Annotated in this window: 24 protein-coding genes; 15 read left to right on the plus strand and 9 right to left on the minus strand. The window is 65.3% G+C overall.

Annotated elements, in window-relative coordinates; genetic code table 11:
- Window positions 1-2: 2 nt before the first annotated feature.
- Window positions 3-458, minus strand: a complete 456-nt coding sequence (locus ACT6UX_RS04185) for a MaoC family dehydratase (protein ID WP_444773886.1) — start codon at window positions 456-458, stop codon at window positions 3-5.
- Between the two features lie 106 nt (window positions 459-564).
- On the opposite strand from ACT6UX_RS04185, the gene ACT6UX_RS04190 reads away from it, so the two are divergent.
- From ACT6UX_RS04190 to ACT6UX_RS04210, 5 genes are all read left to right on the plus strand, one after another.
- A complete protein-coding gene (locus ACT6UX_RS04190) occupies window positions 565-1,542 on the plus strand; it encodes an NADPH:quinone oxidoreductase family protein (protein WP_444773887.1) in 978 nt (325 codons plus the stop codon).
- 16 nt (window positions 1,543-1,558) lie between these two features.
- Window positions 1,559-2,314, plus strand: a complete 756-nt coding sequence (locus ACT6UX_RS04195) for an SDR family NAD(P)-dependent oxidoreductase (protein WP_444773888.1) — start codon at window positions 1,559-1,561, stop codon at window positions 2,312-2,314.
- A gap of 985 nt (window positions 2,315-3,299) precedes the next feature.
- Entirely contained in the window at window positions 3,300-5,882 is a 2,583-nt protein-coding gene (locus ACT6UX_RS04200; protein WP_444773889.1) for a hypothetical protein, read from the plus strand.
- Window positions 5,883-5,885: 3 nt separating this feature from the next.
- Window positions 5,886-6,377: a hypothetical protein gene (locus ACT6UX_RS04205; protein ID WP_444773890.1), complete on the plus strand. Its 492-nt coding sequence runs from the start codon at window positions 5,886-5,888 to the stop codon at window positions 6,375-6,377.
- Window positions 6,378-6,434: 57 nt separating this feature from the next.
- Window positions 6,435-6,572 carry a hypothetical protein gene (locus ACT6UX_RS04210; RefSeq protein WP_444773891.1) on the plus strand — a complete coding sequence of 46 codons (138 nt, stop codon included), beginning with the start codon at window positions 6,435-6,437 and terminating at the stop codon, window positions 6,570-6,572.
- Between the two features lie 170 nt (window positions 6,573-6,742).
- Here the strand turns inward: ACT6UX_RS04210 and ACT6UX_RS04215 are convergent, their stop codons facing one another.
- Both ACT6UX_RS04215 and ACT6UX_RS04220 read right to left on the minus strand, forming a co-directional pair.
- Entirely contained in the window at window positions 6,743-6,991 is a 249-nt protein-coding gene (locus ACT6UX_RS04215; RefSeq protein ID WP_444773892.1) for a hypothetical protein, read from the minus strand.
- Window positions 6,992-7,016: 25 nt separating this feature from the next.
- Window positions 7,017-7,241 carry a hypothetical protein gene (locus ACT6UX_RS04220; protein WP_444773893.1) on the minus strand — a complete coding sequence of 75 codons (225 nt, stop codon included), beginning with the start codon at window positions 7,239-7,241 and terminating at the stop codon, window positions 7,017-7,019.
- Window positions 7,242-7,243: 2 nt separating this feature from the next.
- Here ACT6UX_RS04220 and ACT6UX_RS04225 point away from each other — a divergent pair, with 2 nt between their 5' ends.
- From ACT6UX_RS04225 to pcp, 9 genes are all read left to right on the plus strand, one after another.
- Entirely contained in the window at window positions 7,244-8,365 is a 1,122-nt protein-coding gene (locus tag ACT6UX_RS04225; protein WP_444773894.1) for a hypothetical protein, read from the plus strand.
- Window positions 8,366-8,498: 133 nt separating this feature from the next.
- Window positions 8,499-9,047, plus strand: a complete 549-nt coding sequence (locus ACT6UX_RS04230) for a hypothetical protein (protein WP_444773895.1) — start codon at window positions 8,499-8,501, stop codon at window positions 9,045-9,047.
- Between the two features lie 318 nt (window positions 9,048-9,365).
- Complete coding sequence (locus tag ACT6UX_RS04235) at window positions 9,366-10,463, plus strand: M14 family metallopeptidase (protein ID WP_444773896.1); 1,098 nt, start codon at window positions 9,366-9,368, stop codon at window positions 10,461-10,463.
- Between the two features lie 63 nt (window positions 10,464-10,526).
- Window positions 10,527-12,458 (plus strand): glycoside hydrolase family 17 protein, encoded by a 1,932-nt coding sequence (locus ACT6UX_RS04240; RefSeq protein WP_444773897.1) that lies wholly within the window; start codon window positions 10,527-10,529, stop codon window positions 12,456-12,458.
- A gap of 22 nt (window positions 12,459-12,480) precedes the next feature.
- Window positions 12,481-12,945, plus strand: a complete 465-nt coding sequence (locus ACT6UX_RS04245) for an SRPBCC family protein (RefSeq protein WP_444773898.1) — start codon at window positions 12,481-12,483, stop codon at window positions 12,943-12,945.
- 263 nt (window positions 12,946-13,208) lie between these two features.
- Window positions 13,209-13,694 (plus strand): (2Fe-2S)-binding protein, encoded by a 486-nt coding sequence (locus ACT6UX_RS04250; protein ID WP_444773899.1) that lies wholly within the window; start codon window positions 13,209-13,211, stop codon window positions 13,692-13,694.
- Window positions 13,695-13,698: 4 nt separating this feature from the next.
- Entirely contained in the window at window positions 13,699-16,083 is a 2,385-nt protein-coding gene (locus tag ACT6UX_RS04255; protein ID WP_444773900.1) for a xanthine dehydrogenase family protein molybdopterin-binding subunit, read from the plus strand.
- Between the two features lie 15 nt (window positions 16,084-16,098).
- Window positions 16,099-16,896: an FAD binding domain-containing protein gene (locus ACT6UX_RS04260; protein WP_444773901.1), complete on the plus strand. Its 798-nt coding sequence runs from the start codon at window positions 16,099-16,101 to the stop codon at window positions 16,894-16,896.
- Between the two features lie 72 nt (window positions 16,897-16,968).
- Entirely contained in the window at window positions 16,969-17,610 is a 642-nt protein-coding gene (gene pcp / locus ACT6UX_RS04265; protein ID WP_444773902.1) for a pyroglutamyl-peptidase I, read from the plus strand.
- 157 nt (window positions 17,611-17,767) lie between these two features.
- On the opposite strand, the gene ACT6UX_RS04270 is transcribed toward pcp, so the two are convergent.
- Entirely contained in the window at window positions 17,768-20,875 is a 3,108-nt protein-coding gene (locus ACT6UX_RS04270; protein ID WP_444773903.1) for an efflux RND transporter permease subunit, read from the minus strand.
- 26 nt (window positions 20,876-20,901) lie between these two features.
- Entirely contained in the window at window positions 20,902-22,056 is a 1,155-nt protein-coding gene (locus ACT6UX_RS04275; RefSeq protein WP_444773904.1) for an efflux RND transporter periplasmic adaptor subunit, read from the minus strand.
- A gap of 107 nt (window positions 22,057-22,163) precedes the next feature.
- On the opposite strand from ACT6UX_RS04275, the gene ACT6UX_RS04280 reads away from it, so the two are divergent.
- Complete coding sequence (locus tag ACT6UX_RS04280; protein ID WP_444773905.1) at window positions 22,164-22,826, plus strand: TetR/AcrR family transcriptional regulator; 663 nt, start codon at window positions 22,164-22,166, stop codon at window positions 22,824-22,826.
- 3 nt (window positions 22,827-22,829) lie between these two features.
- Here ACT6UX_RS04280 and ACT6UX_RS04285 read toward each other — a convergent pair whose 3' ends face one another.
- The 4 genes from ACT6UX_RS04285 to ACT6UX_RS04300 form a co-directional block, all read right to left on the minus strand.
- Window positions 22,830-24,017 carry a TMEM43 family protein gene (locus ACT6UX_RS04285; protein WP_444773906.1) on the minus strand — a complete coding sequence of 396 codons (1,188 nt, stop codon included), beginning with the start codon at window positions 24,015-24,017 and terminating at the stop codon, window positions 22,830-22,832.
- 91 nt (window positions 24,018-24,108) lie between these two features.
- Complete coding sequence (locus ACT6UX_RS04290; RefSeq protein WP_444773907.1) at window positions 24,109-25,674, minus strand: serine hydrolase domain-containing protein; 1,566 nt, start codon at window positions 25,672-25,674, stop codon at window positions 24,109-24,111.
- Window positions 25,675-25,810: 136 nt separating this feature from the next.
- Window positions 25,811-26,620, minus strand: a complete 810-nt coding sequence (locus ACT6UX_RS04295) for a phytanoyl-CoA dioxygenase family protein (RefSeq protein WP_444773908.1) — start codon at window positions 26,618-26,620, stop codon at window positions 25,811-25,813.
- Entirely contained in the window at window positions 26,617-26,919 is a 303-nt protein-coding gene (locus ACT6UX_RS04300; protein WP_444773909.1) for a putative quinol monooxygenase, read from the minus strand. Before ACT6UX_RS04300 ends, ACT6UX_RS04295 begins: the two co-directional genes overlap by 4 nt.
- Window positions 26,920-26,924 lie beyond the last annotated feature (5 nt).

Genomic DNA, 26,924 nt, shown 5'->3' on the forward strand with positions numbered 1-26,924 from the left:
TCTCAGTCCTTGGGTTTCTTGCGCATCAGCGCCTGGCGGGTGCATTCGGCCACGATCTCGCCGCGCTGGTTGATCGCGGCGTGGGCGAATTCGACGATGCCGGCATCGGGCCGCGACCTGCTCTCGCGCAGGCTCACGACCCTGGTCCGCACCCGCAGCGTGTCGCCGTGGAAGACCGGCTTGGGAAAGCGCACGTCGGTCATGCCCAGATTGGCGATGGTGGTGCCGAGCGTCGTGTCGTTCACGGTGATGCCGATCATCAGGCCGAGCGTGAACAGACTGTTCACGATGCGCTGGCCGAACTCGGTCTTGGAGGCGAACTCCTCGTCGAGATGCAGCGGCTGGACGTTCATGGTGAGCGAGCTGAACAGGACATTGTCCATCTCGGTGACGGTGCGGGTCCATTCGTGCTCGAACACGCGGCCGACGGTGAAGTCCTCGTAATGAAGTCCTGCCATCTTTCTCCTCGCGGAAGGGAGCCTTCCTAGCATGGATGGACGCTGGCCGGCTCGTCATCGTATCAATGCCGTCACAGGATGAAACACCGGAACGGGGAGTAAGACGATGCGCGCGATGCTGAGCGAAACGCCGGGCGGGCCGGAGAGCCTGAAGCTGGTGGAACTGCCGTCCAGGCCGCTGGGCAAGGGCCAGGTGCGCGTCGCTACGAAGGCGGCCGGCGTCAACTTCCCCGACACGCTGATCATCCAGGACAAGTACCAGTTCAAGCCGCCGCGCCCCTTCGCGCCGGGCCACGAGATCGCGGGCGACATCACCGAGGTCGGCGAAGGCGTCACCGGCTACAAGGTCGGCGACCGGGTGATCGGCATGATCGGCCATGGCGGCTATGCCAGCGAAGCCGTGGTCGACGAGATCCAGCTCCTGCCGATGCCCAATAACATGAGCTACGAGGATGGTGCGGCGTTCACCATGACCTACGGCACCTCGTACTACGCGCTGAAGCAGCGCAGCAGCTACAAGCCGGGCGAGACGCTGCTGGTCACCGGCGCCTCGGGCGGCGTCGGCCTGACCGCGGTCGAGCTGGGCGCGCTGATGGGCCTCAAGGTCATCGCGGCCGTCGGTTCCGACGAGAAGATGGAAGTCTGCAAGAAGTACGGCGCCACGATGTTCGTGAACTACGCCAAGGAGAAGATGCGCGACAAGGTCAAGGAACTGACCGGCGGCGCGGGCGCGGATATCATCTACGACGCGGTCGGCGGCGACGCCTTCGACGAATCGATCCGCTGCATCGCCTGGTACGGCCGCCTTCTGGTGGTGGGCTTCGCGGCCGGTCGCATCCCGTCTCTGCCGGCCAATCTCGCGCTGCTGAAGAGCTGTGACGTGCGCGGCGTGTTCTACGGCGCCTGGCGCGGCCGCGAGCCGGCCGAGGCGCGCAAGAACTTCGACGAGATGCTGGCCTGGTACGGCGAGGGCAAGCTGAAGCCGCACATCTCCATGCGCTTCCCGCTGGAGAAGGCGGCCGACGCCATGAATGCCCTGCTGTCGCGCAAGGCGACCGGCAAGGTCATCATCGAGGTCGCCTGACAACACGGAGGCTCGCATGGGCAGACTGACCGGCAAGATCGCCATCGTGACGGGCGCCGCCTCGGGCATCGGGGCGGCCTCTGCGAAGCTCTTTGCGGAGGAGGGCGCGCAGGTGCTGGCGGTCGACCGGCCCGACTCGGCGATCGAGACGGCGCATGCCGGCAACTCGGTGATCGAGCCTTTCGCCGCCGACATCACCGGCGACGATGCGCCGAAGAGGATCGTCGCCGCAGCCCTCGACCGGTTCGGTGCGCTCGACATCCTGTTCAACAATGCCGGCGTCAGCGGCCGCGCCTTCGTCGAGGAAATGACCGACGAGATGTGGGACAGGGTCAATGCCGTGAACGTGCGCGGCATGTTCCGCCTGTGCCGGGAGGCCATCCCGGCGCTGAAAGAGCGCGCCCGGGAGAAGGGGCGCGCGCGCATCGTCAACACCGCCTCGGTCATGGCCTTCGACACCGACTACGGCCTGGCGGCCTATTGCGCCTCCAAAGCGGGCGTTGGCGGGCTCACGCGCACGCTGGCGCTCGAACTCGGCAAGTTCAACATCACGGCCAACTATGTCTGCCCGGGCGCGATCTACAGCGGCATGACGCAGACCAACTTCGACAAGCCGGAAATCCGCGAAGTCTGGGAGAAGAAGGCGGCGCTGCGCCGCCTCGGCCAGCCGATCGACATCGCCCGCGGCGCGCTGCTGCTGGCTTCCGACGACGCCGACTTCATCACCGGCCACGAACTGGTGGTCGATGGCGGCCTCACCTTGCGCACCTGAGACGCAGGCCAGAAGAATTTGAGGCCGGCGCGCTGGACACTTCTGCCGTTCGAGTAAGCCCGGGCATCTCGTGAGCCGTCGCAATAGGCATCACGAACTCGCGGCGCCACCACGACAGGTGAGCTGAGCGGCATCGCGACCAGCAATAGTAAGCAAACACACGGCTACGAGGACGGCGAAACTTTCCCAATAGCCTGCTGCGCGGTGCCAGCCTTCCTAGGGTTATGGGCGCGCGGTTGCAGTCACATCAGGCCCATCCGCTGCAGCATCCTGCCGACCGTGCACTCATCGAGGCAGCGCCATCCGCTTACGCCATGGAGGGCCGAGTCGGGGCCCGCAATGACCGGCGCCTTCAACTCCTCCACTTCCTCCAATTGATCCGCCGAAAGAGCCAGCGGACGACCGCTGCGCCTAGCATCGCTCAACCCTCCGACGCCGTCGTGATTGTAGCGGCGCCCCAGCCATGCTGCGTCCACGCTCCATCCCGCAGGCCTCAGCCGCTTCCGCACGTCACGCAAAGCGGCGATGGCGAATCCCAGACATAAGAGCCTCGGGAATTTCAGCCGCTGATACGAAATACATAGCCGATAGCAGTATCGAGTCCGGTCGGCAGTTCGCATCGGAATTGGCGCTTGCAGGTTCAAAGTCCGGCTCATCAGTAACTCAAGGGCTCGCTTCTCGCAGGAGAGATGTCTTTGAGAACATTTGACGCCCCTGGCGATGACACTGCCGATCCCTCGGCCTCGTCGCCGCTGTTGCCGCGTGCCTTGTCGCGGCCATTGAGCACCGATCGCCCGGAAGACTGACCTCGTGGCGTAACTGCCCACCGTCGCGTCGACCGTGGCCAGCGCGCCGAAATCACCAGCACTAACGAGCGGACGATGACCGGGGCTGTCCGGGCATCGGAGCCGCTTTCCTTTTCGATGCGGAACGCGACGGCAGGAACGCCCTGCAGGCCCCGATGGGCCGCTGAACGGAGACCAACATGGCAAGCATCATGACAGAAGGGCTGCTCTCGGCAGCGCCTGCCGCGGAACCATGGCCGCGCAACGAGCTTGAGGGCGACAGCCCGCTTGGCCTTCAGGCCGACGAGATGTTCGCGCGGCAGCTCGACACCGGGTTCGCGGGCGAAGTGCGTGGCCTGGTGACCGATCCGGTGACGGGGCTCGCGGGCCGAGACCCCGAGGGCGTGCTGGCCGGGATCACCGAGACCACCCGGCTTCTGGGCGCGCTGAAGGACCGCTATCTGGCGCAGGCGATCGGGCCCCGCCAGAAGGCCATGCTCGAACCGGTGATCGACCGGCGTCTCGACCGCGCCGGCGGCGACCTGGCGCGGATCGCAGAGCAGGCGACGTCGGTGCTGGACGACCGTATCGTGGCCGAGCGCCTCGCCGACTTGGCGCGTGACGCGTCGCTGTCCTGGCAGGACCCGGCCCATCTGCGCACGCTGGGCCGCACCACGGTGGGCGAGCTGCGCTACCAGGGCGAACGAAAAGGCTGGGACGCGAGCCGGACCGATACGGCGGTACGAACCGGCCTGAGCGATCTCTATGCCGGCGCGGTCGAGGCCGCGATCGGCCAGGATCCCGAGCGCGCGGCGAAGCTCTACGACCACGCGCGCGACGTGATCCAGCCGGAGCGGCAGGTCGCGGTCGAGCGCAGGATCGAGCGGGCACGCGAGGAGCGTCGCGTGACGGAGATCGTCGGCGGCCTGGCCGACACGCCGGACGATCCGACGCGGCGCCCCGACCTCGACGACTACCAGGCGCGCGCCGCCGAACTGACGCCGCCGGACGCCTCGCCCGAGGTGCGGGCGCAGGTGACCCGGATGGCGCGGATCGAACAGGCGCGCGCCGACCGGGCCTGGCAAGCGGCGCGAGGTCGTGCAGCCACGGGCGCGCTCGAATCGCTCGGCGCCAATCCCGCGGCGCCGCTGATGGCGATGCCGGCGGACCTGCGCGACGGGTTGAGCCCGGAGCAGAGTGACGCGCTCGACCGGACGGCCATGAACGGCGGCCGCGTCGTCACCGATCGCGACCTTTACGGCAAGCTCGACGACCAGGCCGTGCACGAGCCGGAAAGCTTTGTTGGCCTCGACCTCACGCAACACCGGCTGTCGCTCGGCGACAGCGACTACAGCCGCCTGACCAAACTCCAGAAGACTCTCGCCGAAGGCAATCCCGATCCGGCCTTCGAGCGCCACCGTCTCGGCCGCCTGTTCCTGGGAGAGGGGCTGCGCGCTGCCAACCTCGATCCCGACGGCGAGGAGGCCCGGACCGCGCGGCAACGGCTCGACTGGCTTTTGGACGCCTTCGAGCCCGTCGAGGGCAAACCGCCGACGATGGCCGACATTCGCGGCTTGGTCGGCGACGTGCTGCCTCGCGCGGAAGGCGATCCGGATAGCGTCCGGACGTCGGGCGGCGAGCCCGGCGAAGCGCTGCCGCCAGAGCGTGTGCCGAAGGGCGTGTTCGATGGGGCGCCGGTTAATGCCGGATCGACACCCTCACCCAGCGACGCAGGGGTAGTCGAAGAATCGACAGGCCCCAAGGCGGTAGAAGCGGCACCTACGACGCCCCCTGCGCCTGAGATCACGCGGTTCGACGACGGCACAAAGTGGGTGAAGCGTCGCGGCGTCGATACCGAGCGCGGCAAGGTCGACGTCCAGGAAGCGTACGACGAGCAGGACCGCATCGTCTCGAACGATGCGACCTTCATCGATGGCCACCGTGTGGAAAGCCGGTGGTCCTATGCCGCCGAGGGCCACTGGTCGCAGGTCGATACCATACGCGACCCCGAGGGCAAGACGCTGGGCGCGATCACCACGACTTTCGACGGTGAGCGGGTGACGCGCACCGTCGAGCCGACAAACGGACCGCCGCAGACCGACATCTGGGATAGGGATGGTCCAGTGCCAACGATTCAGAACGTCGTTGCGCCCGCCTTGGCCATTCCCATCCTGCTGGAACTCGCAGCGGCGGCGATCGGGGCCGTGATTGTCGGAAAGGCGATAGACGACACGATCGCGCGCCAGAGCACGGCCGGCGTTCTGGGCGGTAGTGAAATGGCCCGTCCGCCCGGCAAGGACCCGGGTCCGGACGACAACGGCCCGCCGGAGCGGGTGGAGCGCGACAAGCCACCGCAGTCCGGACCTCCGGTGCCGCCATTCTTGCCAGAGCCGCGTCCTAGTTCGCGGCAGAGCGAGCTCGACTATGGAACAGGACGGCCGGACTTTGTTCCGCAAGTCTCTTTCAAGAACGGCAAGGAGGTAAGTTGGGGGACGGCTGGTTCGGTCCGTCCCGACGGCGTGTCAGCGGATAAGCGCCGTGCATCGTTCGAGGTGAAGAATTATAATATCAATACCAACAAGCACGGATTGGTGAGCGACGTCACTCGACAGGTATTGGAGCGGGCGCAACACCTGCCGCCGAGCATGCAGCAGCAGATTGCGATCGACGTTCGGGGTCAGCAGGTATCTACGGAACAATTGAATGACATAGCCAGGCGAATTGTCCAGCGGTCGAATGGCCTTCTCAGGCGCGAACATATCGAATTTATACGGAAGGATTAGCCGATGAGTGATGTTGGAATCTCCGCGGGCATGATTCGCCAGCATATGGGCACCCCGGCGGAAGTCGCTGCATTCTTTGCTCTAATCGAACGTCACAAATCGGAGTCGATCAGCGGTACACTCGATCTCGTCACTGACCGTCTTTACAGGCGCACCGTGCCCGGCGAGCAGTATGATGCACTTGTCGACCAATTGGCGGAATGTCGGCGGCTACTTCAGAAGATTCAAATAACTGAAGGCTTCTGGGACGAGTTTAAGCTGGGTGATCGGACGGAAGGCATCGATCGGTCGGCGAAGACGGCGGCTGATGCGTGTCAAAAGATTTTCAAGTCGCTCGACAAAGCGATCGACTACGCTCGTGATGACAAAGAAAACATTGGCTACTTCCGCCCTTTGCGTCTCATGGCATGGGAAGGACCCAAGTCTCACCAACATAAGTTCATGCCGCTAGAGGACTTCGAAAAGCCTGACATACGACCGATCTGGCTGGAGTGAGTTGGCTCCGTCTACTGACTTTGATGACGCTCTGATAACCGTCGGGACCTCTTCGAAGTGGTTCCTACACCGAGATGGCGTTGTGCCGGAGCGATCTACCACTACAGCAGCGTCACGTGGGCGCCGGAGGAAACCATCCTCAAGTGCTACGACACGATGACCGGGGTCGAGAAGCCGGCTCTCGCCAAGATCTGACGTAAGGAAGAGTGTAGGAAGTGGCTTCGCCGCCTTCTCGCCACCGCTGAAGTATGCTCGGTCCACCTAACTGGAAGGATCGCGGTGGGCGGATCTCTCCAGATCGCACGCTACGACTGGAGATGGCGCGGAATTGACCGGGCACACACGACCTTCAGGATGACAACCCACTAGACCTCTAGGCCGACGGGCCCCGCCAGAAGGCCCTGCTCGAACCGGTGATCGACCGGCGTCTCGACAGCGCCGGCGGCGACCTCGGCCGGATCGCGGAGCAGGCTGCGTCGGTCCTGGACGACCGCATCGTGGCCGATGCGCCTCGCCGACTTGGCGCGTGACGCGGCGCTGTCCTGGCACGACCCGGCCCGCTGGGCCGCACCGCGGTGGGCGAGCTGCGCTACCAGGGCGAACGAAAGGGTCACCGGCCTCGACCTCACGCAATACCGGCTATCTCTCGGTGACGGCGACTACAACCGCCTGACCAAACTCCAGCAGACCCTCGCCGAAGGCAAACCCGATCCGGCCTTCGAGCGACACCGTCTCGGCCGCCTGTTCCTGGAAGAGGGACTGCGCACCGCCAACGTCGACCCCGACGGCAAGGAGGCCCGGACCGCACGGCAGCAACTCGATACGCGCTTGGGCGCCTTCGAATCCGTCGAGGGCAAGCAGCAACTATGGCGGACATTCGCGGCTTGGTCGGCGACGTGCTGACGCGCGCGGAAGACGATCCAAATATCGGCCGCGTCTCGGGCGGTGACCCCGTCGAAGCGCTGCCACAAGAGGTCGAAGCGGAGAACGCGCTCGATGGAGGGGAACCCCGGATTGTCTATAACGACGGCGGCAGCAGGGAGGTAGGCGAATCCTTCGATCCGCAGCACATCATTCTCGCGCAAGCCGGAGGTGGCGGCGCTCGCGGTGGCGGAGGCGGTCGCGTTCCCCCACCGCCCCGCCCATCTGCGGCACCAGGCCAACAGCCCGCACCAGGCATCGGGCACAACCGGCCGCCGGTGATGCCTGGACTGCCACAGGCAATCGAGAATTACCGGAGTTGGTTTTGGCCTTCACCCCAGCCATCGGGCACGCAGCCCGTACCCGATACGGCTGGAGCGGCAGCCGCTGCTGAACAGAAGCCATCGGCTCAATCTCCCAGTGCCTGGCTGGATGAGAGAGCACAATTGGCCAAAAGGGACGAGTATGTCGGTCCTAACGGCATCGACACGGCAGTCGAGATCAAACTCGATCCCCGCGTCGGTGAACCGGCGGCAGGGCGCGATTACTTGCCCGACAACGAGAACCATCGGAAGGGATTGCGCGGAGAGTACGGGCTGGCCAACGACATCGCGCGGCATTTCCCGCATCACACCGTGATCGACTTCGGCAGGAAGGCAGGCCAGCGAGGGCCGGACGTGATCTCGGTCGATCGTAACGGCGAGATTCACTTCTGGGATTCCAAATGGCGCGGCTCTGATACGTCGATAGGTCCGGGCGGCCGGGCGCATCAGACACGGCGGTCTCTGGGTGGCGCCCTGCAACACGCTGAAGACACCGTTAATGCGGCGATGAAGAGTGGACGCTTGTCACCTGAAGCTGGCGCCAGAGCATTGGAGAATTTGGCCAGTAGGAACGTGCCATTGTCACGGTGGGGATTGGAAGTGCACGCAACGGTGTGGTTGAACGAATCGCAGGTGACGAACGCGCTGTCGTCTATCCGTAAGGGAGGCCGTGATGCCGAGAATTTTCGAGCCCGAAAGCGATCGCCAGTTCTACCTGGATTTTCTTCTGGCGATTGCAACTAAGTTCGAGCCGGAAAAGACCGGGCCATTTAATCGCTCGCACTACATGGCTACTAAACTGGGAAACCTGGTCCACGCCCATCTCCTGGGCTTGCGCGAGCAGGTTTTGCCGATAGCACGGGCGCTCGCAGCCTGGATGGAGTCACAACCGGCGCCGCCGGAGGGCAAGGATACCGACGAAGCCTTTGACGCCTATCAATGGTGGCAGACGCTGGGCCTGTGCAAGTGGCTGATCGATGGCGATTCAGCGGTGGCCGAGTTCGACCGCTTCGAGCCCAACGGGACTAAGTTGCTGATGCGGGAGGGGCTCGAACTCGCCCTGCCGCTCAACCTGGCGGCGCGACGCTATGACGTCGGCCTGAAGCTCTGTCAGGAGGCTGGACTCACCACCAAGCCGTCGTCGGCACCAGCCATCGTGCGGGCGGAACTGATGTATGGGCAGTGGGCTTGCCGTCACCTCGCCGCCGGTGGCAAGCCCGACGCTGCCTATGTCGCCAAGGGCGAAGAAATGCTGCGCAAGGTCATGTCGGAAAGCTTCATCATGAACGGCTATCATACGAAGATGGCAATGTGGCTGAAGGCGATCTACCACGACAGCGGTGTCACGCGGACGCCGGAGGAGACGATCCTCAAGGCCTACGACACCATGACCGGTGTCGAGAAGCCGGCTTTCGCCAAGATCTGACGTTGGGAAGAGTTTGGCTAGCAACGGCATGAATAGAAGCGATGCAGGTGAGCCGGGCAATGGCCGTCAGCATCCACAAGCCCGGCCGTGTCGATGGCACGACGGCACGAACGCGCTTCAGGCCGCGATGGGCCGTTGACCGGAGACGAACATGACAAGCAGCTGGTGTTCCGCAACGTCATGCTCAAGCCCATCGATTTCCACCCATAAACCAGGCTAATTTGTTATGTGTTCGCCATGTCTCCGTCCCAAACAACAGGGAGGAGTCCGACGGCGTCTTTTGAAATGTGTGAAGCTTTGAACGAGGTATCGTCGACCATGAACAACATTGCCTCCTTCGCCGCCGACTACAGTGAGGCGCGCGAAAAGTTCCTGGCCGCCGCCCGGCTCACCGACGCCCAGACCTTTCGCTACGACAACCCGACCAAGGGCCCGAAGGGTGAGTCCCTGTCGACGGATGTTGCCTGGGTCGGGCCGACGGATGCGTCGAAGGTGATGGTCACGATCTCGTCCACCCACGGCGTCGAGGGCTATTGCGGCTCGGGCTTCCAGGTCGACTGGCTGGCCGGTGTCGGTGCCTCGGGGCTGCCGAAGGGCACCGCGGCGCTGTTCGTGCACGCGATCAATCCCTACGGCTTCGCCTGGACGCGGCGCGTGACGGAGGAGGGTAACGACCTCAACCGCAACTATGTCGATCACTCCAAGCCCTATCCGGTGAACGAGGGCTATCTCGAGATCGCCGACGATCTGGTGCCGGCGGATTTCAGCGACGCGGGGCGGGCGGCGGCCGATGCCAGGCTGGCGGCCTTTCGCCGGAAGGTCGGCGACGTCGAGTTCTTCCGTGCCGTCTCGGGCGGCCAGTACAGCCACGCCGACGGCATGTTCTTCGGCGGTGGCGGACCGGCCTGGTCGAACCGCACGCTGCACGCCATCGTCGAGCGCTATCTCAAGGGCCGCGAGGACGTGGCCGTGGTCGACTTCCATACCGGCCTCGGGCCCTACGGCTATGGCGAGCCGATCACGCATTACGACATCGGCACCGGTGGATCGCGCCGGGTGCGCAATTTCTGGGGTGAGTCGGTCACGGAATCGAAACGGGGACAGACGGCCTCGCAGGCGCGCGACGGGCTGGGCCACTACGGGCTGAATCGCGTACTGCAGGAGCCGCAGACCAGGCTGACCATGTGCACCCTCGAATACGGCACCTTCGACCGTGAGAGCGGCCAGAAGGCCTTCCGCGCCGACCACTGGCTGCACAAATACGGCGATCCGCTGGGCAAGGAAGCCGAGCCGGTGCGCAAGGCGATGCGCCGCCAGTTCTATCCGGAGACCGACGACTGGAAGGAGGCCGTGCTGTTTCGCGGCCACCAGGTCGTGCGGCAGGCCATTGCCGGTCTGCAACGCGGGCCGCTGTAGCTTTTGGGGACAAGCCCTCGAAAAGCCATACGTCCGCTCAGCGATCCTGCTACAAGCCTCCCCATGCGTGCACTCGTGGCGCTGCTGGCTTTCGTGGTCGTGGCGGCTCTGAATTTCCTGTGGTGGTGGGTTCCGAACCGGCCGGTCGATATCGCCGGCTGGAGCGCCGCGCCTCTCCAGAGCGTTTCCTTCGCTCCCTACCGGCCGGGCCAGAGCCCGCTCACCCGAACCTTTCCCACACCGGACCAGATCGAGGCCGATCTCAAGCGCCTCCAGGGCAAGGTCGGGGCGGTGCGTACCTATTCCTCGGGCGAAAACCTCGAGACTGTGCCACAGCGGGCCGGCAAGTACGGGCTCAAGGTCTGGCATGGCGCCTGGCTGAACAGCAACGAGAAGGAAAATCTCGAGCAGATCAACCTGCTGATCGACCATGCCAACAAGTACAAGGACACGGTCGAGCGGGTGATCGTCGGCAACGAGGTGCTGCTGCGCAAGGACCTCACGGCCAACGAACTGCGCCGCTACATCCGGCAGGTGAAGCAGCGGGTGACCCAGCCGGTGACCTATGCCGACGTCTGGGAGTTCTGGCTGCGCAACCCGTCGCTGGCCGACGAGGTCGATTTCATCACGATCCACATCCTGCCTTACTGGGAGGACGAGCCGATCGGGCTGGACCGCACCGAGGCCGACGGCAAGCTGTCGATCGAGAAGCATCTCGTGGACATCTACAAGAAGGTCCAGGCGCGTTTTCCCGGCAAGAAGATCGTGATCGGCGAGACCGGCTGGCCGAGCGACGGCCGCATGCGCTCCGACGCCCGGCCCGGCCGGGTCGAGCAGGTGAAGTACTTCTCGATCTTCCGCGGCGCGGCCGAGCGCGAAGGCTTCGACTACAACGTCATCGAGGCGTTCGACCAGTACTGGAAGGCCCGCCAGGAGGGCACCGTGGGCGCTGAATGGGGCCTGCTGGACGCCCAGCGCCACGACAAGTTCGAACTCGGCAAGCCGGTGAGGGCGGAGCCGCACTGGCAGATCCTGTTCGCCATCTCGACGATCGGCGGCGCCCTGCTGCTGCTCGCCTATGCCAGCCGCCGTAAGGCCGGCAACTGGAAGGGCATCTGCCTCTTCGCTTTCTTCGCCCAACTGGTGGCGACCTGCTACGTGCAGGCGACCTGGGTCGACGTGACCCGCAATTTCTACTTCGAGAAAACCCTCGGTATCGCCTTCTGGGCGGTTCTGCTGGCCCTGTTCAGCTACGCGCTGCTGCGTGGCATCGCCGACAGCCTGACCGGCCAGATGGCCGATCCGTCACTCTACGGCGCGCGCGTCCGTGAATCCTGGCGGGCCTGGCGCGAACTGCCGCGCTACCGCATCGCGCAGCGAGCCGACCTGCTGGCGCAGATGCTCTATCTCGTGCTGACGATCCTCTGCATCTTCTACCTGATCGTGATCAGCATCGACTGGTACGACGGGGTGATCCGGATCGGCGACTGGTTCCGCCAGATCGCCATCGACGGGCGGTACCGCGACTTCCCGATGTGGAGCTTCGTCATCCCGAGCATCGTGCTGATGCTGTGGAAGACCACCACCATTCTGCGCACCGATCCGGTGGCCCGCGACCATCGCATCGCCAAGGCGCTCTCGTTCGGCCGCCTGCTGGGTTACGACGGCAGCCGCGGCGTCGTGCGCATGGACCGGCGGATGAGCCGCTTCGGCCCGGTCATGCCCGAGATCGTGCTGGCCTCGCTGCTGGTGTTCTGGGCGATCGTGATGGTCGTCACCGAAGGGGCGATCAAGCTGCACGATGGCAGCGCCGGCGGTTTCGCTTCCGCCGATGGCGGCCGCTGGGTCATCCGCACGTTGCTCTGGAACACCCAGGCCAACTGGTTCGCCTTCATGGCGCTGCTGATGGCCGTTCCCTATATCGCCACCATCTATGTCTCGGTGCGCGAGCCGCTGGCAGAATTGCCGCCGGACTCCTATACGAACAAGTGGTAGGCGCTGAGCCGGGAGTTACGATATGGAAATCAAGGGCGAATACAGGATTGCGGCGTCGCGGGAGAAGGTCTTCGCGGCGCTGAACGACCAGGCCGTGCTGCAGGCCTGCATTCCCGGCTGTGAATCGCTGGAGATGCTGTCTCCCACGGAGATGACGGCGAAGGTCCGCCTGCGCATCGGACCGGTGAGCGCCGCCTTCTCGGGCAAGGTCACGCTCTCGGACATCGATCCGCCGAACGGCTACCGGATTTCCGGCGAAGGGCAGGGCGGCGTCGCAGGCTTCGCCAAGGGCGGCGCGGTCGTCGCCCTCACCGAGGATGGCGGCGACACGATCCTGAAGTACGAGGTAGATGCCCAGGTCGGCGGCAAGATCGCCCAGGTCGGCGCGCGCCTCATCACCGGGACGGCCAAGAAGCTCGCCGATCAGTTCTTCGGCAAGTTCGCCGAGAGTGTCGGCGCGCCGCCGCCGGTCGCCACCGCTTCGTGACGATGGCGTCGCTCGATCCGGCGGGAGAGCCGCTACCACCCGTGCCGTCTGCTGCAGCGCAGCGTGGCTATCGTCACTGGACCGTCATCGGCGTCGGTGCCGCGGTGCTGATCCTCGTCTTCCTTGCGAGTCGTTAGCAGCTGGCGGTTCACGCCAGCAATTCCCTTGACCGCAATGCGGAGGGCTTGTCAGAGTCCCGGCCAACGCCCGGCGGCCGTGTGTAGTTGCGGCCGCGCAAACCAATATGTGAGGGGAGATTGAGTATGACCATATCCGTCGCCATGACCGTCAACGGCAAGTCCGTCTCGGGCAAGGTCGAGGCGCGCACGCTGCTGGTTCAGTTCCTGCGTGAACATCTCGGCATGACCGGCACCCATGTCGGTTGCGACACCAGCCAGTGCGGCGCCTGCGTCGTGCATGTCGACGGCCAGTCGGTGAAGTCCTGCACCATGCTCGCGGTCCAGGCCGAGGGCGCGCAGGTGATGACCATCGAGGGCCTCGCGCCGAGCGCCGACAAGCTGCATCCGATGCAGGAGGCGTTCCGTGACAACCATGCCTTGCAGTGCGGCTTCTGCACCCCCGGCATGGTGATGAGCGCCATCGACATGGTGAAGCGCCACAACTACGAGCTCGACGAGGCCACGGTGCGGCGTGAGCTCGAAGGCAACCTCTGCCGCTGCACCGGCTACCACAACATCGTGAAGGCGATCCTGGCCGCGGCCCCGGCCATGAAGTCTGCAGGAGTGTAGTCCCATGACCTCCGCCACCGGAATCGGTGCCCGCGTCCTGCGTACGGAAGACAAGCGCTTCCTGACCGGGACCGGTCGCTATGTCGACGATCTGCCCCTCGCCCGGGCGACCTACGCGTATTTCCTGCGTTCGCCGCATGCCCATGCGAAGATCAAGAGCATCGACATTTCGGCAGCGGAGAAGAGTCCAGGCGTCGTCAACATCTTCACCGGCAAGGATCTTGTCGACGCCAAGGTGGGCGGCTTGATCTGTGGCTGGGTGGTGAAGGACAAGCACGGCGAGCCGCACAAGGCGCCGCCGCATCCGGTGATGGCGGTCGATACCGTCCGCTATGTTGGCGACACCGTCGCCATGGTCGTGGCCAACAGTCATGACGAGGCCAAGGATGCGGCCGAGGCGATCAAGGTCGACTACGAGGTCCTGCCGGCCACCATCGATCTGGCCAAGGCCTTCGACAAGGATGCGCCGCTGGTCCATCCCGAGGCGCCGGGCAACCTGATTTACGATTGGGAGATCGGCGTAAAGGCCGATGTCGAGGCGGCGTTTGCCAAGGCGGCGCACGTCACCAAAATGGACATCGTCAACAATCGCCTGATCCCGAACGCCATGGAGCCGCGCGCCGCGGCGGCCGAGTACGACAAGGGCACGGGCAACTACACGCTCTGGTCGACCTCCCAGAACCCGCACGTGCTGCGGCTGATCCTGTCGGCCTTCGTGCTGGGCATTCCCGAGCACAAGCTGCGGGTCATCGCGCCCGACGTCGGCGGCGGCTTCGGCAGCAAGATCTTCTGCTATGCCGACGAGACGATGGTCTGCTGGGCGGCCTCGCGGGTCGGCCGGCCGATCAAGTGGACGGCCGAGCGCAGCGAATCGTTCCAGACCGACTGCCACGGCCGCGACCACGTCACCCATGCCGAACTGGCGCTCGACAAGGAGGGCAAGTTCCTGGCCCTCAAGGTCGAGACGATCGCCAACATGGGCGCCTATCTCTCGACCTTCTCGACGGCGGTCCCGACCTATCTCTACGCGACCCTGCTGGCCGGCCAGTACACGACGCCGGTCATCTACGCCAACGTGAAGGCGGCAGTGACGCACACCGCGCCGGTCGATGCCTATCGCGGCGCGGGTCGTCCCGAGGCGACCTTCGTCATCGAATCGATCGTCAGCAAGGCAGCGGCCGAGCTGAAGATGGATCCGGCGGAGCTGCGCCGGAAGAACTTCATCCCGTCGACGGCGTTCCCGTATCAGACGCCGGTGGCGCTGCAGTACGATTCGGGCAACTACCCGCCGATCATCGACGAGGCGATGAAGATCGCCGACTATCCGGGTTTCGAGGCCCGCCGGGCCGAGGCCAAGGCGCGCGGCAAGCTACGCGGCATCGGCTTCTCGTCGTACATCGAGGCCTGCGGCCTCGCGCCCTCGCAGGTGATCGGCCAGCTGGGCGGTGGCGTGGGCCAGTGGGAATCGGCGCAGATCAAGTTCAACCCGACGGGCAACGTGCAGGTCATCACCGGCTCGCACAGCCACGGGCAGGGGCATGAGACCACCTTCGCGCAGCTCGTCCACGACCGGCTGGGTGTACCGATGGACCAGATCGAGGTGGTCCATGGCGATACCTCGACGACGACCTTCGGCATGGGCACCTACGGCAGCCGGTCGCTGGCCGTCGGCGGCTCGGCGATCATGAAGGCCACCGACAAGATCATCGCCAAGGGCAAGAAGATCGCGGCCCATCTGATGGAAGCCGACGTGGCCGACGTCGTGTTCGAGGACGGCACCTTCAAGGTGGCGGGCACGGACAAGGCGGTGCCGCTGGCCCAGGCGGTGTTCGCCGCCTACGTGCCGCACAATTATCCGCTCGCCGAGATCGAGCCCGGCATGGACGAGAACGCCTTCTACGATCCGGCGAACTTCGTCTATCCCTCGGGCACACAGATCTGCGAGGTCGAGATCGATCCCGAGACCGGCATCGTCGAGGTCATCGCCCATACCGCGGTCGACGATTTCGGCAACATCATCAATCCGATGATCGTCGAGGGGCAGGTCCATGGCGGCATCGTCCAGGGTGTCGGCCAGGCGCTGTTCGAGGGCGCGGTCTACGACAAGGCGACGGGCCAGCTGCTGAGCGGCTCGTTCATGGACTACACGATGCCGCGTGCCGACAACTTTCCGTCGTTCAAGCTCGGCTACAAGGTCACCCCGTGCCCGCACAATCCGCTGGGCGTGAAGGGATGCGGCGAGGCGGGGGCCATTGCGGCGCCCGCGGCCGTGATGAATGCGGTTCACAACGCGCTGGCGCCGATCGGCGTCAAGCACGTGGAGATGCCCGCCACGCCACTCAACGTGTGGCAGTCGATCCAGGGCGCCCAGCACGCGGCGGCCGAGTAAACGGAGGAAATCCAGATGTACGATTTTGCCTATCATCGTCCGAAGTCGGTTGCCGACGCGATCGCCCTGCTCAAGGGCAATGAAGAAGCCCGTCCGATGTCGGGCGGCATGACGCTGATCCCGACGCTGAAGCAGCGCCTGGCGCGGCCGAGCGACGTCATCGATCTCGGAGGGCTCAAGGAACTCGCTGGCATCAAGATCGAGGGCGACAGCGTCGTCATCGGCGGCATGACCAAGCATGGTGACGTTGCCACGTCGGCGGACGTGAAGAAGGTCATTCCGGCGCTGGCCGATCTGGCGGGCCATATCGGCGATCCGCAGGTCCGCAACCGCGGCACGATGGGCGGCTCGGTTGCCAACAACGATCCGGCGGCCGACTATCCGGCGGCCGTGGTCGCGCTCAATGCCACGGTGACGACCAACACCGGCAAGCATGCGGCAGACGCCTTCTTCAAGGGCCTGTTCGAGACGGCGCTGGCCGAGGGCGAGATCATCACCGCCATCAGCTTCCCGAAGGCCGAGAAGGCCGCCTACATGAAATTCCCGAACCCGGCTTCGCGCTACGCGATGGTCGGCGTGTTCGTCGCCAAGACGGCGGCGGGCGTGCGGGTCGCGGTCACCGGCGCCGGCCCCAGCGTCTTCCGGGTGAAGGCGATGGAAGAGGCGCTGTCGAAGAACTTCTCGTCGGATGCCATCAAGGACATCAAGGTCCCGGCCGACGGCCTGAACAGCGACATCCACGGCAGCGCCGAATATCGCGCCCATCTGGTCGGTGTCATGGCCCGCCGTGCGGTCGACAAGGCCAACAAGTAGCCGATCGGCTCTCTTGGGGTTAACGTCAGGGCGCCCCTGGTCGGGCGCCCTTTCGTTTGAAGCGAGTACGACATGAAGGCTCTGGTCACCGGCTTCGATCCGTTCGGCGGCGACGCGGTCAATCCGTCGTCATTGGCGGTGAGCCGGCTGAGGAAGAAGATCGCGACGGTGAGCGTGGTGACCGCGGTGCTTCCGACGTCCTATGCGAAGTCCACGAGTGTGCTGCGCGAGGCGATCGACGAGGCGAAGCCCGACATCGTGCTGTGCGTCGGCCAGGCCGGCGGCCGCACCGAGCTCAGCCTCGAGCGGATCGGCATCAACGTCCAGGACGCGCGCATCCCCGACAACGATCGGAACCAGCCGATCGACGTGCCGGTGCGCGCGGAGGGCCCCGCCGCCTATTTCGCGACCCTGCCGGTCAAGGCCTGTGTCGCCGAGATGCGCAAGGCGGGTCTGCCGGCCAGCGTGTCCAACACGGCCGGCACCTTCGTCTGCAACCACATCCTCTATTCTCTGATGGACATCATCGCGAGCCATCCGGCGCAGATGCGCGGCGGCTTCCTGCACATTCCCTATGTGCCCGAGCAGGCGGCCCGGCTGGGCGGGGCGCCGTCCATGTCCGTCGACGACATCGTTCGCGGCATCGAGATCATCGTCGCGACCAGCGCCGCCCGCACGGCCGACATCCAGACCGCCGAGGGCCGGATTTCTTAAAGTACGTCCACTCCGTCGTCTCGACCGGAGCCCCGCGCAGCGAGGCGAAGCTGAGAGAGCTGCTCTCTACGATTTTCCGGCTTTTGGTGGAGAGAAGATCTCTCCACTCCGCGCTGCGCGCTCCGGTCGAGATGACGGAGCCGGTGAGTTCGGTCTGCTACTCCGCCGCGATGGCGAGCGGCGGCGGGGCGTGGCGGGTCGGCTGCTGCGCCTCGGCCGCGGCGTCCGGCTTCTTCACCCGGAACCACGCGGCATAGAGCGCCGGCAGGAACAGCAGGGTGAGGGCGGTCGCGACCAGCAGACCGCCCATCAGCGCGACCGCCATGGGACCCCAGAAGACGCTGCGCGACAACGGGATCATGGCGAAGATCGCGGTCCCGGCGGTCAGCAGGATCGGCCGCGCCCGGCGCACCGTGGCGTCGATGACCGCGTCCCACTTGCTGTGGCCGGCCGCGATGTCCTGGTCGATCTGGTCCACCAGGATCACCGAGTTGCGCATGATCATGCCAGCCAGCGCGATGACGCCCAGTAGGGAGACGAAGCCGAACGGCTGATTGAACAGCAGCAGGAACAGCGACACGCCGATCAGGCCGAGCGGGGCGGTCAGTAGCACCAGCGCCAGCTTCGAGAAGCTCTGGAGCTGAAGCATCAGGAACAGGATCATCAGGAAGGCCATCAACGGCATCATCTTGAAGATCGAGGCCTGGCTCTTGGCCGATTCCTCCTGGTCGCCGCCGACCTCGATGCGGTAGCCGGGCGGCAGGCTGGCGCGCACTGGCGCCAGCGCCTTGTCGATGCGGGCGGCGACATCGGGGCCCTGCACGCCGTCGGCCACGCCGGCGCGCACGGTCATCAGCAGGTCCTTGTTGCGCCGCCACAGGATCGGCTCCTCGAGCTCGAACTTGAGCGTCGCGAGTTGGGCCAGCGAGACGACACCGCCCGTGGAGGTGCGGAGGTTGATCGCCTCCAGCCCCTCGACGCTCAGCCGTTCCGGCGCGACGGCCCGGGCGACGACGTCGATCGACTCGGTGCGGTCGCGATATTGGGTGACGGTGATGCCGGTCAGCAGGGTCTGCAGCGTGTTCCCCAGGGCCTGCGAATCGACGCCCAGCGCGCGCGCCTTCGCCTGGTCGACCTCGAGACGCACGGTCTTGGCCAGTTCGTTCCAGTCGAAGTTGATGTCGCGCGTCGCGGGATCGGCCTTGAAGACCTGGCGGACCCGTTCGGCCACCTGCCGCACCTGCTGCGGGTCGTCGCCCAGCACGCGGAACATGACCGGGTAGCTGACGGGCGGGCCGTTCTGCAGGCGCTGCACGCGGGCGCGTACGGCCTCGAAGTCCTTCTTGAAGAGGCCGTCGAGGGCGGCGACGACCCGCTCGCGGGCGACCAGATCCTTTGTCATCACGATGATCTGGCCGAAATTGGCATTGGACAGCTCAGGGACCGTCGGCAGGTAGAAGCGCGGGCTGCCGGCGCCGACATAGGCGGTATAGGAGGCCACGTCGGGGCTGTTGCCGAGCCAGGCTTCGAGCTTGCGGATCTCGGTGTCGGTCGCGGCCCACGAGGCGCCCTGCGCCAGCTTCATGTCGACGATCAACTCCGGCCGGTTGGCCGTCGGGAAGAACTGCTTGGACACCAGGCCGAACGCCGCCAGCGAGCCCACGAAAGCCAGCGCCGTGATCACGATCGTCGTCTTGCGCCAGGTGACGCACCACACGACGACCTTGCGGAAGAGCGTGTAGAGGCGGCCGTTATAGGGATCGTGGTGCTGGACCTTGGGCGTCGGCAGCAGGTGGTAGCCCATCCACGGCGTGAACAGGACGGCCACGAACCACGAGATGATCAGCGACAGGCCCACCACCCAGAAGATCGAGTTGGTGTATTCGCCGGCACCCGAGCGCGCGAAGCCCACCGGCACGAATCCCACGGCCGTCACGAGCGTGCCGGTCAGCATGGGGAAGGCGGTGGAGGTGTAGGCGTAGGTCGCGGCCTCCAGGCGGCTGGCGCCCTGTTCGAGCCTCACCATCATCATCTCGACGGCGATGATCGCGTCGTCGACCAGCAGGCCGAGCGCGATGATGAGCGCGCCGAGCGAGATGCGCTGGAAGTCGATGCCCAGCAGCAGCATGCCGACGAAAGTGATGGCCAGCACCAGGGGGACGGAGAGCGCGACGATCACGCCGGTGCGGACGCCGAGGCTGAGGAAGGACACCACCAGCACGATCGCCAGCGCCTCAAGCAGGGCCGAGCTGAACTCCTCGAACGACTTGGTGACGACCTCGGGCTGGTTGGCAATGCGATGCACCGTGATGCCGACCGGCAGACCGGCCTCGACCTCCTTCATGGTCTTGTCGAGGGCGGCGCCAAGCTTTTCGACGTTGCCGCCCGGTGCCATGACGACGCCGAGGCCGATCACCGCCTTGCCGTTGAAGCGCATGGCGAGCTGGCGCGGATCCTGGTAGCCGCGGCTGATCTCGGCCACGTCGCCCAAGGTGAGCGTCTGGCCGTTGGCGGTGAAAGGCAGCGACATGAGCTGTTCAGCCGAAGTCGGGGCGCCGTCGACGCGCACGGCCACGCGCTCGCCCTTGGTTTCGACCGTGCCGGTGGCCACGATCGCATTCTGCCGGCGCACGACATCAAGGATCTGGTCAACGGGGACGCCCAGCATAGCCAGGCGCGTATGGCTGAACTCGATGTAGATCTTCTCGTCCTGCAGGCCGAACAGGTCGGCCTTGGTGACGTCGGGCACGCGCAGCAGGCGCTGGCGCACCGCCTTGGCGATCTCCTTGACCTCGGCCGGAGAGAAGCCGTCGGCCTCGAAGGCCCAGATCATGCTGTAGGTGTCGCCGTACTCGTCGTTGAAGAAGGGGCCGACCACGCCCTGCGGCAGCGAGCCCCGGATGTCGCCGACCTTCTTGCGCACCTGATACCAGAGGTCTGCGACCTTTCCCGGCGGCGTGTCGTCCCGCAGCGAGACGTAGATCACCGTCTCGCCGGGCTTGGTGTAGCTCTGGACGTTGTAGAAGTAGGGGAGTTCCTGCAACTTGGTCTCGATCTTCTCGGTGACCTGCTGCTCGACCTCGCGGGCGGTGGCGCCGGGCCACGCCGCCGACACGACCATCTGCTTGATGGTGAAGGGCGGGTCTTCGGCGCGGCCGAGATTGAAGAAGGCGTAGAAGCCCGCCAGGGTCAACGCGATCATGAAGAACACGGTGAGCGTGCTGTACTTCAGCGCCAGCGCCGACAGATTGGTGCGCGTCGTCATGGATCTGTCCTCCGAAGGCCGAGCCGCTAGCGCGCCGCCTGCTGCTGCGGCTGGAGCGGTTTCACCTTCTGGCCGGTCTCGAGCTTGTGCACGCCGGCGGTGGCGATCAGCTCGCCCTCCTTGACGCCCGACAGGATCGCCGCCGTGTCGTCGCGCCAGCGCGCGATGGTGACGGGGCGGAGCTCAACCATCCCGGTGTCGCGATCGACCACCCAGACGGCGGGCTGTGTGCCGCGCTGGAAGATGGCGGAGAGCGGGACTTCGGCGACCGGCGTGGAATCGGGCCGCTCGAAGCCCAGGGTCGCCGTCATGCCCAGACCGATGAACTGCGGCGGCTCGAGGACACTGAAGCGCGCAGCATAAGTGCGGGTGACCGGATCGGCGCTGGGCGACAGTTCACGAAGCCTGGCGGCATGGTGCCGGCCGGGATCCGACCAGAGCTCGAAAGTCGCGCCCTTTGCCTGGCGCACGGCCTTCAGCCGGTGCTCGGGGACACCAACCAGGATTTCCAGCTCTTCCGTGCGGGCGAGCCGGATCACGCCCTGGCCCTGCGCCATGACCTGTCCCACCTCGGCCTGGACGGAGGTGACGACACCCGCCGCGTCGGCGCGCAGCACCGTGTAGGCGAGATTGTTCTCCGCCGAGGCGAGTTGGCTCTTGGCCTGGTCCATGCGGGCGAGGGCCGTCGAGGCCAGCGACTGGCGCTGGTCGAGCGTCTGCGGGACGAATGCCATACTCCCGCGCAGGTTGAGGTAGCGTTCGTGGTCGGCCTTGGCGCGCACATAATCGGCTTCGGCCGAGGCGAGGGCGGCGCGCGCATTGTCGACGGCCAGCTGGTAATCGGCGGGATCGAGGGCGGCGATGACATCGCCCGGCTTCACGACCGCGCCGACATCGACCGAACGTTGGATGATCTTGCCCGAGACGCGGAAACCGAGGGTGCTCTCGATGCGGGGCACGACCGTGCCGGCCAGCAGCAACGTCTGGCCGTGTGTCTTGTAGGAGATTTCTGCGACCCGGGCCGGCCGGACGACCGGCTCGGCGTTGGCCACGGCGGCACCGTGAGTCCTCGTGAACGAGTAGGCTGCGAAGGCGCCGCCTGCCAGCACCACACCGGTCGCACCGATAACAACGAGCTTCACGGGAAACTTGGCGAGAAGCTGAACGTTGGGGAGACGCATGGCGGGGCTTCCTTCGGACGTCTACAATGAGCTGAAGAATAAACGTCGTTAACTTACCGTTGATAAGTTATCGTCGTTAATATAATAGTCAAGGGTAGGAGAACCCGGTGAGCGCTTTTTCGACAGCGGCGACGGGCGGCCGGAAGAAGCGCGGCGAGGGACATACCCGCCGCGAGGAGATCCTCCAGGCCGCCAAGGAACTGTTCCTGGAGCAGGGTTACGAGGCCACGACGATCCGGCGGATCGCCGATCGGGTGGGCGTGTCGGCGCCGGCGCTCTATCTCTATTTCCTCGACAAGGAACAGATGATGCTCGCGCTCTGCGATCAGACCTTCGGGTATCTGGTCGAGAGCATCAAAGAGATCGAGAGCACCGTCAGCGACCCGCGCGAGCGCATCCGCCGCTTTGGCGAGGCCTATCTGAAGTTCGGGCTGGCCCATCCCGACGAGTACAAGCTCGTGTTCCTGGGCTCCAACATCCCCGAGTCGGTGCGCAAGCTCGGACACAGGATGCCGACGGACGATCCGACGCGGCCGGGCATTGGCGGTGCGATCGTATTCCAGCGCCTCGTGGCAATTCTCGCCGACGCCGAAGCGTCGGGCCTCAAGCTCAACTACCCGGCGGACACCTGCGCGGAACTCTGCTGGATGGCCATGCACGGCGTCGCCTCGGCCCTCATCCTGAAGGCCGACTTCCCATGGTCCAACCGCGACCTGCTCGGCACGGGCATGCTCGACATCGTGATGAAGGGCATCATCCGCGCCGACTGAAGATCAGGTCGCCGGACGCGCGGCCTTCTTCGCTTCGGCCCGCGTCCGCAGCAGCCGCGTCAGGCTCCAGGTCGCCGCGGCCCCGACCGCCAGCACGCCGATCCCGATCAGCGGCCGATGCCACAGCCATCCGAACGCGATCACGATCGGCGCGATCGCCACCGTGCAGACCAGCGCCACGAGGAAGGTGCCGGCACCGATCACGTCGCCCAGCAGCGGGATCACGCTGCCCGCCACGGCCAGCGGCCGCAGCACGAAGTTGAATCCGATCAACATGAAGATCACGCCGATCAGGCGCAGGATCCACGTCATTGTGACGTTCTCCTCCTCGGCATGCTGGAACATCACCTTGGCCGGCACGGCGCCGGCTGCGATCAACTCGACCGTCGTGCCGGTATGGGTAGGGAAGGGTGCGAAGCCTGACCCGGCCTGGGCGGCGACCACGCTGGCCGTCTCCAACGGCACTTCAGAGAACGAGATGCGCATGTCGCCGATCGCCGGCTGGGACGGGTCGCGGCCGACGTAGAGCACGCCATCGTTCACGGCGACCGGCTTGTTCACGCGGATCTGCAGGGCATCGGCCTGCACGTCCGTTGCCGCGAGTCGTCGGGGCTCGCCGAAGCCGCGCAGCAGCGGCTCGGGAACGGCGAAGGCGCCGAGCCGCGTGCCCGGCGCCAGCGATTCGCGCGACTGGTAGGTCATCACCGGGTTGGTATGGCCGCGCGGCTCCTTGAAGCGGTCGGAGTCGATGGGCTTGTCCGACCAGGTGCGCACATACTTATAGGTCGTGGTCCGCTCCTCGCCGCCGCCGAACCGGGTGCGGGTCTCGCTGTGGGTCTCTTCCTTCCATTGATAGACTTCGACATGGCGCACGAGCCGCACGCCATTCACCTGCAGCGCGAAGTCGGCATCGGACGCGGGGCCGGCGGTCGAGAGCATGCCGCTGACATGCACCAGCCGGCCGTCGTTTGCGGGATCGACCCGGTCGGCCGGGACGCTGCGCACGATGCCGGCGCCTTCGGCCAGGCCCTGCGCCGTGCGGATGGCGCGGCCTTCGTTCCAGAACAGCACGCCGATCGACACGACGACGAAGATGACGCCGATCAGGACACCGACGATCGCTTGCCCGAGGCGCGCGAACCACGATGTGTTGGTGACCTCCGTCACCTGATCGATGCCACGCTCTTCCATGAACTGCCCTCGGGAGTGGGCGGGGAGCCTAGAGCCTTTCGGAGCGAAGTAGAATCACCTTCCTCGCCACTTTCAGTGAGGCGCCGAGGGATCAGTCGTCGGCGTGGCCCCGTAGCCGCAGCTTGAGTCCACCAGCGCTCTCCACGCTCACGTCGACTGCCTTGCCGTCGAATACGTGCGTGAGCCGGGCGGCATCGTCATTGCCAGGTGTCTGTATATCGACGACGAGACTTTTGCCGTCGGCAAGCCAGACGCCTCGGGCGGCGCTGACTCCGTAGGGCATACGGCCGCCGACGCGATAGTAGCCATCGAACCCAATCGGCCCGCCGTACCGGCCGGGCGGCACGACAAACCGGTTCCCATCGATCTCGTACTCGTAGGATGGCTGAGGAGTATCGAGTTTCAGTCTGAGGGACTTGACGCCGAGTGGGTTACCGTCGAGTCGGTAAATCCGGCCGGAGACCGTTTTTGCCAGCTCTGATTGGCCTCCGGCCTGCGCCGGCTTTTCGCGGGCCGCATCGCGGAGGCGTTCGGCAAGAGAGTTCATCGCCTGGGGATTTGCAGGCAGCGCGGTCTCGGATTTCGCGGCGGCCTCGACGTGATCTACCAGACTGTCAAAGCGATAGACTGGCGACGTCGGCGAGCCGCTTGAGTTGGAAAAGCGCGATGAGCCGGTGGCGACCACCACGATATCGAGCTTGGGCATGACGATGACGAGCTGCCGGTGAAAGCCGACCATGAGATAGGCGTCGCGGCGCGGCATGATCCAGAACTGGTTGCCGTATCGCAGAGTCGACGCCCAGCCGCCGGGAATGACGCCATCCGCCTTGCGTACCGCTTCTATCCATGACCGCGGTAATATCTGCTTTCCCTCCCACAGGCCGTTACGCAGGTAGAGATAGCCAAGCTTCGCCATGTCTCGCGGTTGCAGGTAGAGGCCGGCGCCGCCGCCCGAAATGCCCTGAGGGTCGTGGCGCCACAGCACGTCATCAATTCCGAGGGGAGCAAACAGCTTTTCCCGTGCATAATCGTGCGCACTCTTGCCCGTGGCCTTGCTCAGGATGGCCGATAGAAGATGGGTATTGCCGCCGCTGTAGTTGAAGGTCGTGCCGGGCGCATTCTCCATGGGATGGTCCAGGACAAACTGCTGCCAGTCGGGACTGCGCTCCATGGCGTTGAATGAGACGCCCAGGCTGTCCTGCCAGGCGAGACCCGATCTCATGTCGAGTAGCTGGCGGATCCTGATGGCCCTCTTGGCGTCGTCCAAGTTGGCAATGGCTCGACCGGGGAAAAAATCCAGGATCTTCCTGTCGACGCTATCCAATTTGCCCTCGTCGAGCGCCATGCCAATCAAGGTGCTGATGACGGACTTGGTGACAGAGTAGACCCGGTGCTTCAGCTCGACACGATAGGGTGCGTAGGCAACCTCAAGAACGATCCTGCCATGGCGAGTGATCAGGAAGCTGTCCACGTTGTTGTAAGTGCCGAAATCGATCAACTGGGCGAGTGCATCGGAACTCATGCCCTGCTCCTCCGGCGAGGAGGTGGCCCATGCTTTGGTCGGCCAAGGGAAATATTGTTCCTGAGCGGCTGCCGGTAACGCGGTCAATGCCATCGTCAGCAGGAGCGCGAGAAGCGTATTCGACAGCCGATGCATCGCCCGCACCTCCGTGAGTATGGCGAGACTAGCAGGGAACCAGTGCTTTACGCTTTTCCTAGAGTAACGAGGTCCTTCAAACACGCCACCTTCGAGGGCATCGCTCAGGGCGGCCGATTCTCTTTGGCATGAAACGCTAACGCCTCGGCCAGACTCTCGGGAAGAGGTCGCAGGTCATCGGGGCGCCGGCGGCGAGATCGGGGGTGTGGGGGAACTGGAAGGTGCCGGGGCGCGGGTCGTAGCGGGCATCGTCGCCGGTATAGCGCAGCGACAGGCCGCGGCGCCGCGCGCCCGGCGTATCGTTGCCCGGCGCACCGTGCACGATCATGGCGTGGAAAACGAGACAGTCGCCGGGCTCCATCGTCCAGGAGCGGATGTCGTACTTGCTCCGGTCCGCGTCGATGTCGGGAATCTGCTCAAGGTCGCTCGACGTGAACTTGGCCTCATGGCCCTTGCGGAACGGCGTCGGCCGGTAATTGATTCCCCAGCGATGGGAGCCGGCGATGAATTCGACCGCGCCGTTGCTGTGGTCGATATCGTCGAGGGCGATCCAGACCGAGGTGATCTGCCGGCCGGTAACGGGCCAGTAAGGCTGGTCCTGGTGCCACGGCGTCGGATGCGCCGTGCCGGGCTCCTTCACGAAAAGCTGGTCGTAGAAGAAGTCGACCTTCTCCGACTGCATGAGGGCGGCGGCGATTTCGCCGGCCGGCGAGGTGAGGGCGGCAAGGCGGAAATCGTTGTCCCGCCGCCACATGAACATGTCGCCGAAGAATTTGCCCGACGAGCTGCCTTCCGCGAAGTTGGTGGCGTGCGGCCCCGGCTTCAGGAGGTCGCGCTCGACGGCCTCGCACAGGATTCCGACCCACACGGCATCGAAGGCGCCGCGCAGGCAGACGACGCCGTCGCGTTCGTACGCGGCGACGTCCGTTTCAGCGACGGTGATCAAGCGTTCTGCAGGACGTGGACGGCGCGATCGGCGAGCAGGTCCTTGTTCTTGGCCGCATAGGCCTTCATGTGCTCGGACGCGCCGTGGGCCTTGAGGTGGTCCATGCTCTCCCACTTCTCGATCACGACGAACGTGTCGGGCCCGAACTTGGCGAAGGGGCCGCCCTCGATGTCGACGGCCGCGCCGTACTCGATGCAGCCCTTCTCGGCATGAACCGCCGGGACGTTGTCCTTGAAGTTCTTGAGGACTTCGTCGCGCTTGCCGGGCTTGGCCGTGATGATGGCGATGACGTGAATCATGACTG

It is taken from the genome of Reyranella sp. (assembly GCF_052439685.1).
GTDB lineage: Bacteria > Pseudomonadota > Alphaproteobacteria > Reyranellales > Reyranellaceae > Reyranella.

Bases quoted from the DNA above. Each gene is read 5' to 3' on its own strand.
- ACT6UX_RS04300 (WP_444773909.1), bottom strand. From the start codon at position 26,919: ATGATTCACGTCATCGCCATCATCACGGCCAAGCCCGGCAAGCGCGAC.
- ACT6UX_RS04245 (WP_444773898.1), top strand. From the start codon at position 12,481: ATGGAAATCAAGGGCGAATACAGGATTGCGGCGTCGCGGGAGAAGGTC.
- ACT6UX_RS04185 (WP_444773886.1), bottom strand. From the start codon at position 458: ATGGCAGGACTTCATTACGAGGACTTCACCGTCGGCCGCGTGTTCGAG.
- ACT6UX_RS04250 (WP_444773899.1), top strand. From the start codon at position 13,209: ATGACCATATCCGTCGCCATGACCGTCAACGGCAAGTCCGTCTCGGGC.
- ACT6UX_RS04270 (WP_444773903.1), bottom strand. From the start codon at position 20,875: ATGACGACGCGCACCAATCTGTCGGCGCTGGCGCTGAAGTACAGCACG.
- ACT6UX_RS04235 (WP_444773896.1), top strand. From the start codon at position 9,366: ATGAACAACATTGCCTCCTTCGCCGCCGACTACAGTGAGGCGCGCGAA.
- ACT6UX_RS04290 (WP_444773907.1), bottom strand. From the start codon at position 25,674: ATGCATCGGCTGTCGAATACGCTTCTCGCGCTCCTGCTGACGATGGCA.
- ACT6UX_RS04240 (WP_444773897.1), top strand. From the start codon at position 10,527: ATGCGTGCACTCGTGGCGCTGCTGGCTTTCGTGGTCGTGGCGGCTCTG.
- ACT6UX_RS04275 (WP_444773904.1), bottom strand. From the start codon at position 22,056: ATGCGTCTCCCCAACGTTCAGCTTCTCGCCAAGTTTCCCGTGAAGCTC.
- ACT6UX_RS04260 (WP_444773901.1), top strand. From the start codon at position 16,099: ATGTACGATTTTGCCTATCATCGTCCGAAGTCGGTTGCCGACGCGATC.
- pcp (WP_444773902.1), top strand. From the start codon at position 16,969: ATGAAGGCTCTGGTCACCGGCTTCGATCCGTTCGGCGGCGACGCGGTC.
- ACT6UX_RS04225 (WP_444773894.1), top strand. From the start codon at position 7,244: ATGGCGGACATTCGCGGCTTGGTCGGCGACGTGCTGACGCGCGCGGAA.
- ACT6UX_RS04230 (WP_444773895.1), top strand. From the start codon at position 8,499: ATGGAGTCACAACCGGCGCCGCCGGAGGGCAAGGATACCGACGAAGCC.
- ACT6UX_RS04255 (WP_444773900.1), top strand. From the start codon at position 13,699: ATGACCTCCGCCACCGGAATCGGTGCCCGCGTCCTGCGTACGGAAGAC.
- ACT6UX_RS04205 (WP_444773890.1), top strand. From the start codon at position 5,886: ATGAGTGATGTTGGAATCTCCGCGGGCATGATTCGCCAGCATATGGGC.
- ACT6UX_RS04200 (WP_444773889.1), top strand. From the start codon at position 3,300: ATGGCAAGCATCATGACAGAAGGGCTGCTCTCGGCAGCGCCTGCCGCG.
- ACT6UX_RS04285 (WP_444773906.1), bottom strand. From the start codon at position 24,017: ATGGAAGAGCGTGGCATCGATCAGGTGACGGAGGTCACCAACACATCG.
- ACT6UX_RS04195 (WP_444773888.1), top strand. From the start codon at position 1,559: ATGGGCAGACTGACCGGCAAGATCGCCATCGTGACGGGCGCCGCCTCG.
- ACT6UX_RS04190 (WP_444773887.1), top strand. From the start codon at position 565: ATGCGCGCGATGCTGAGCGAAACGCCGGGCGGGCCGGAGAGCCTGAAG.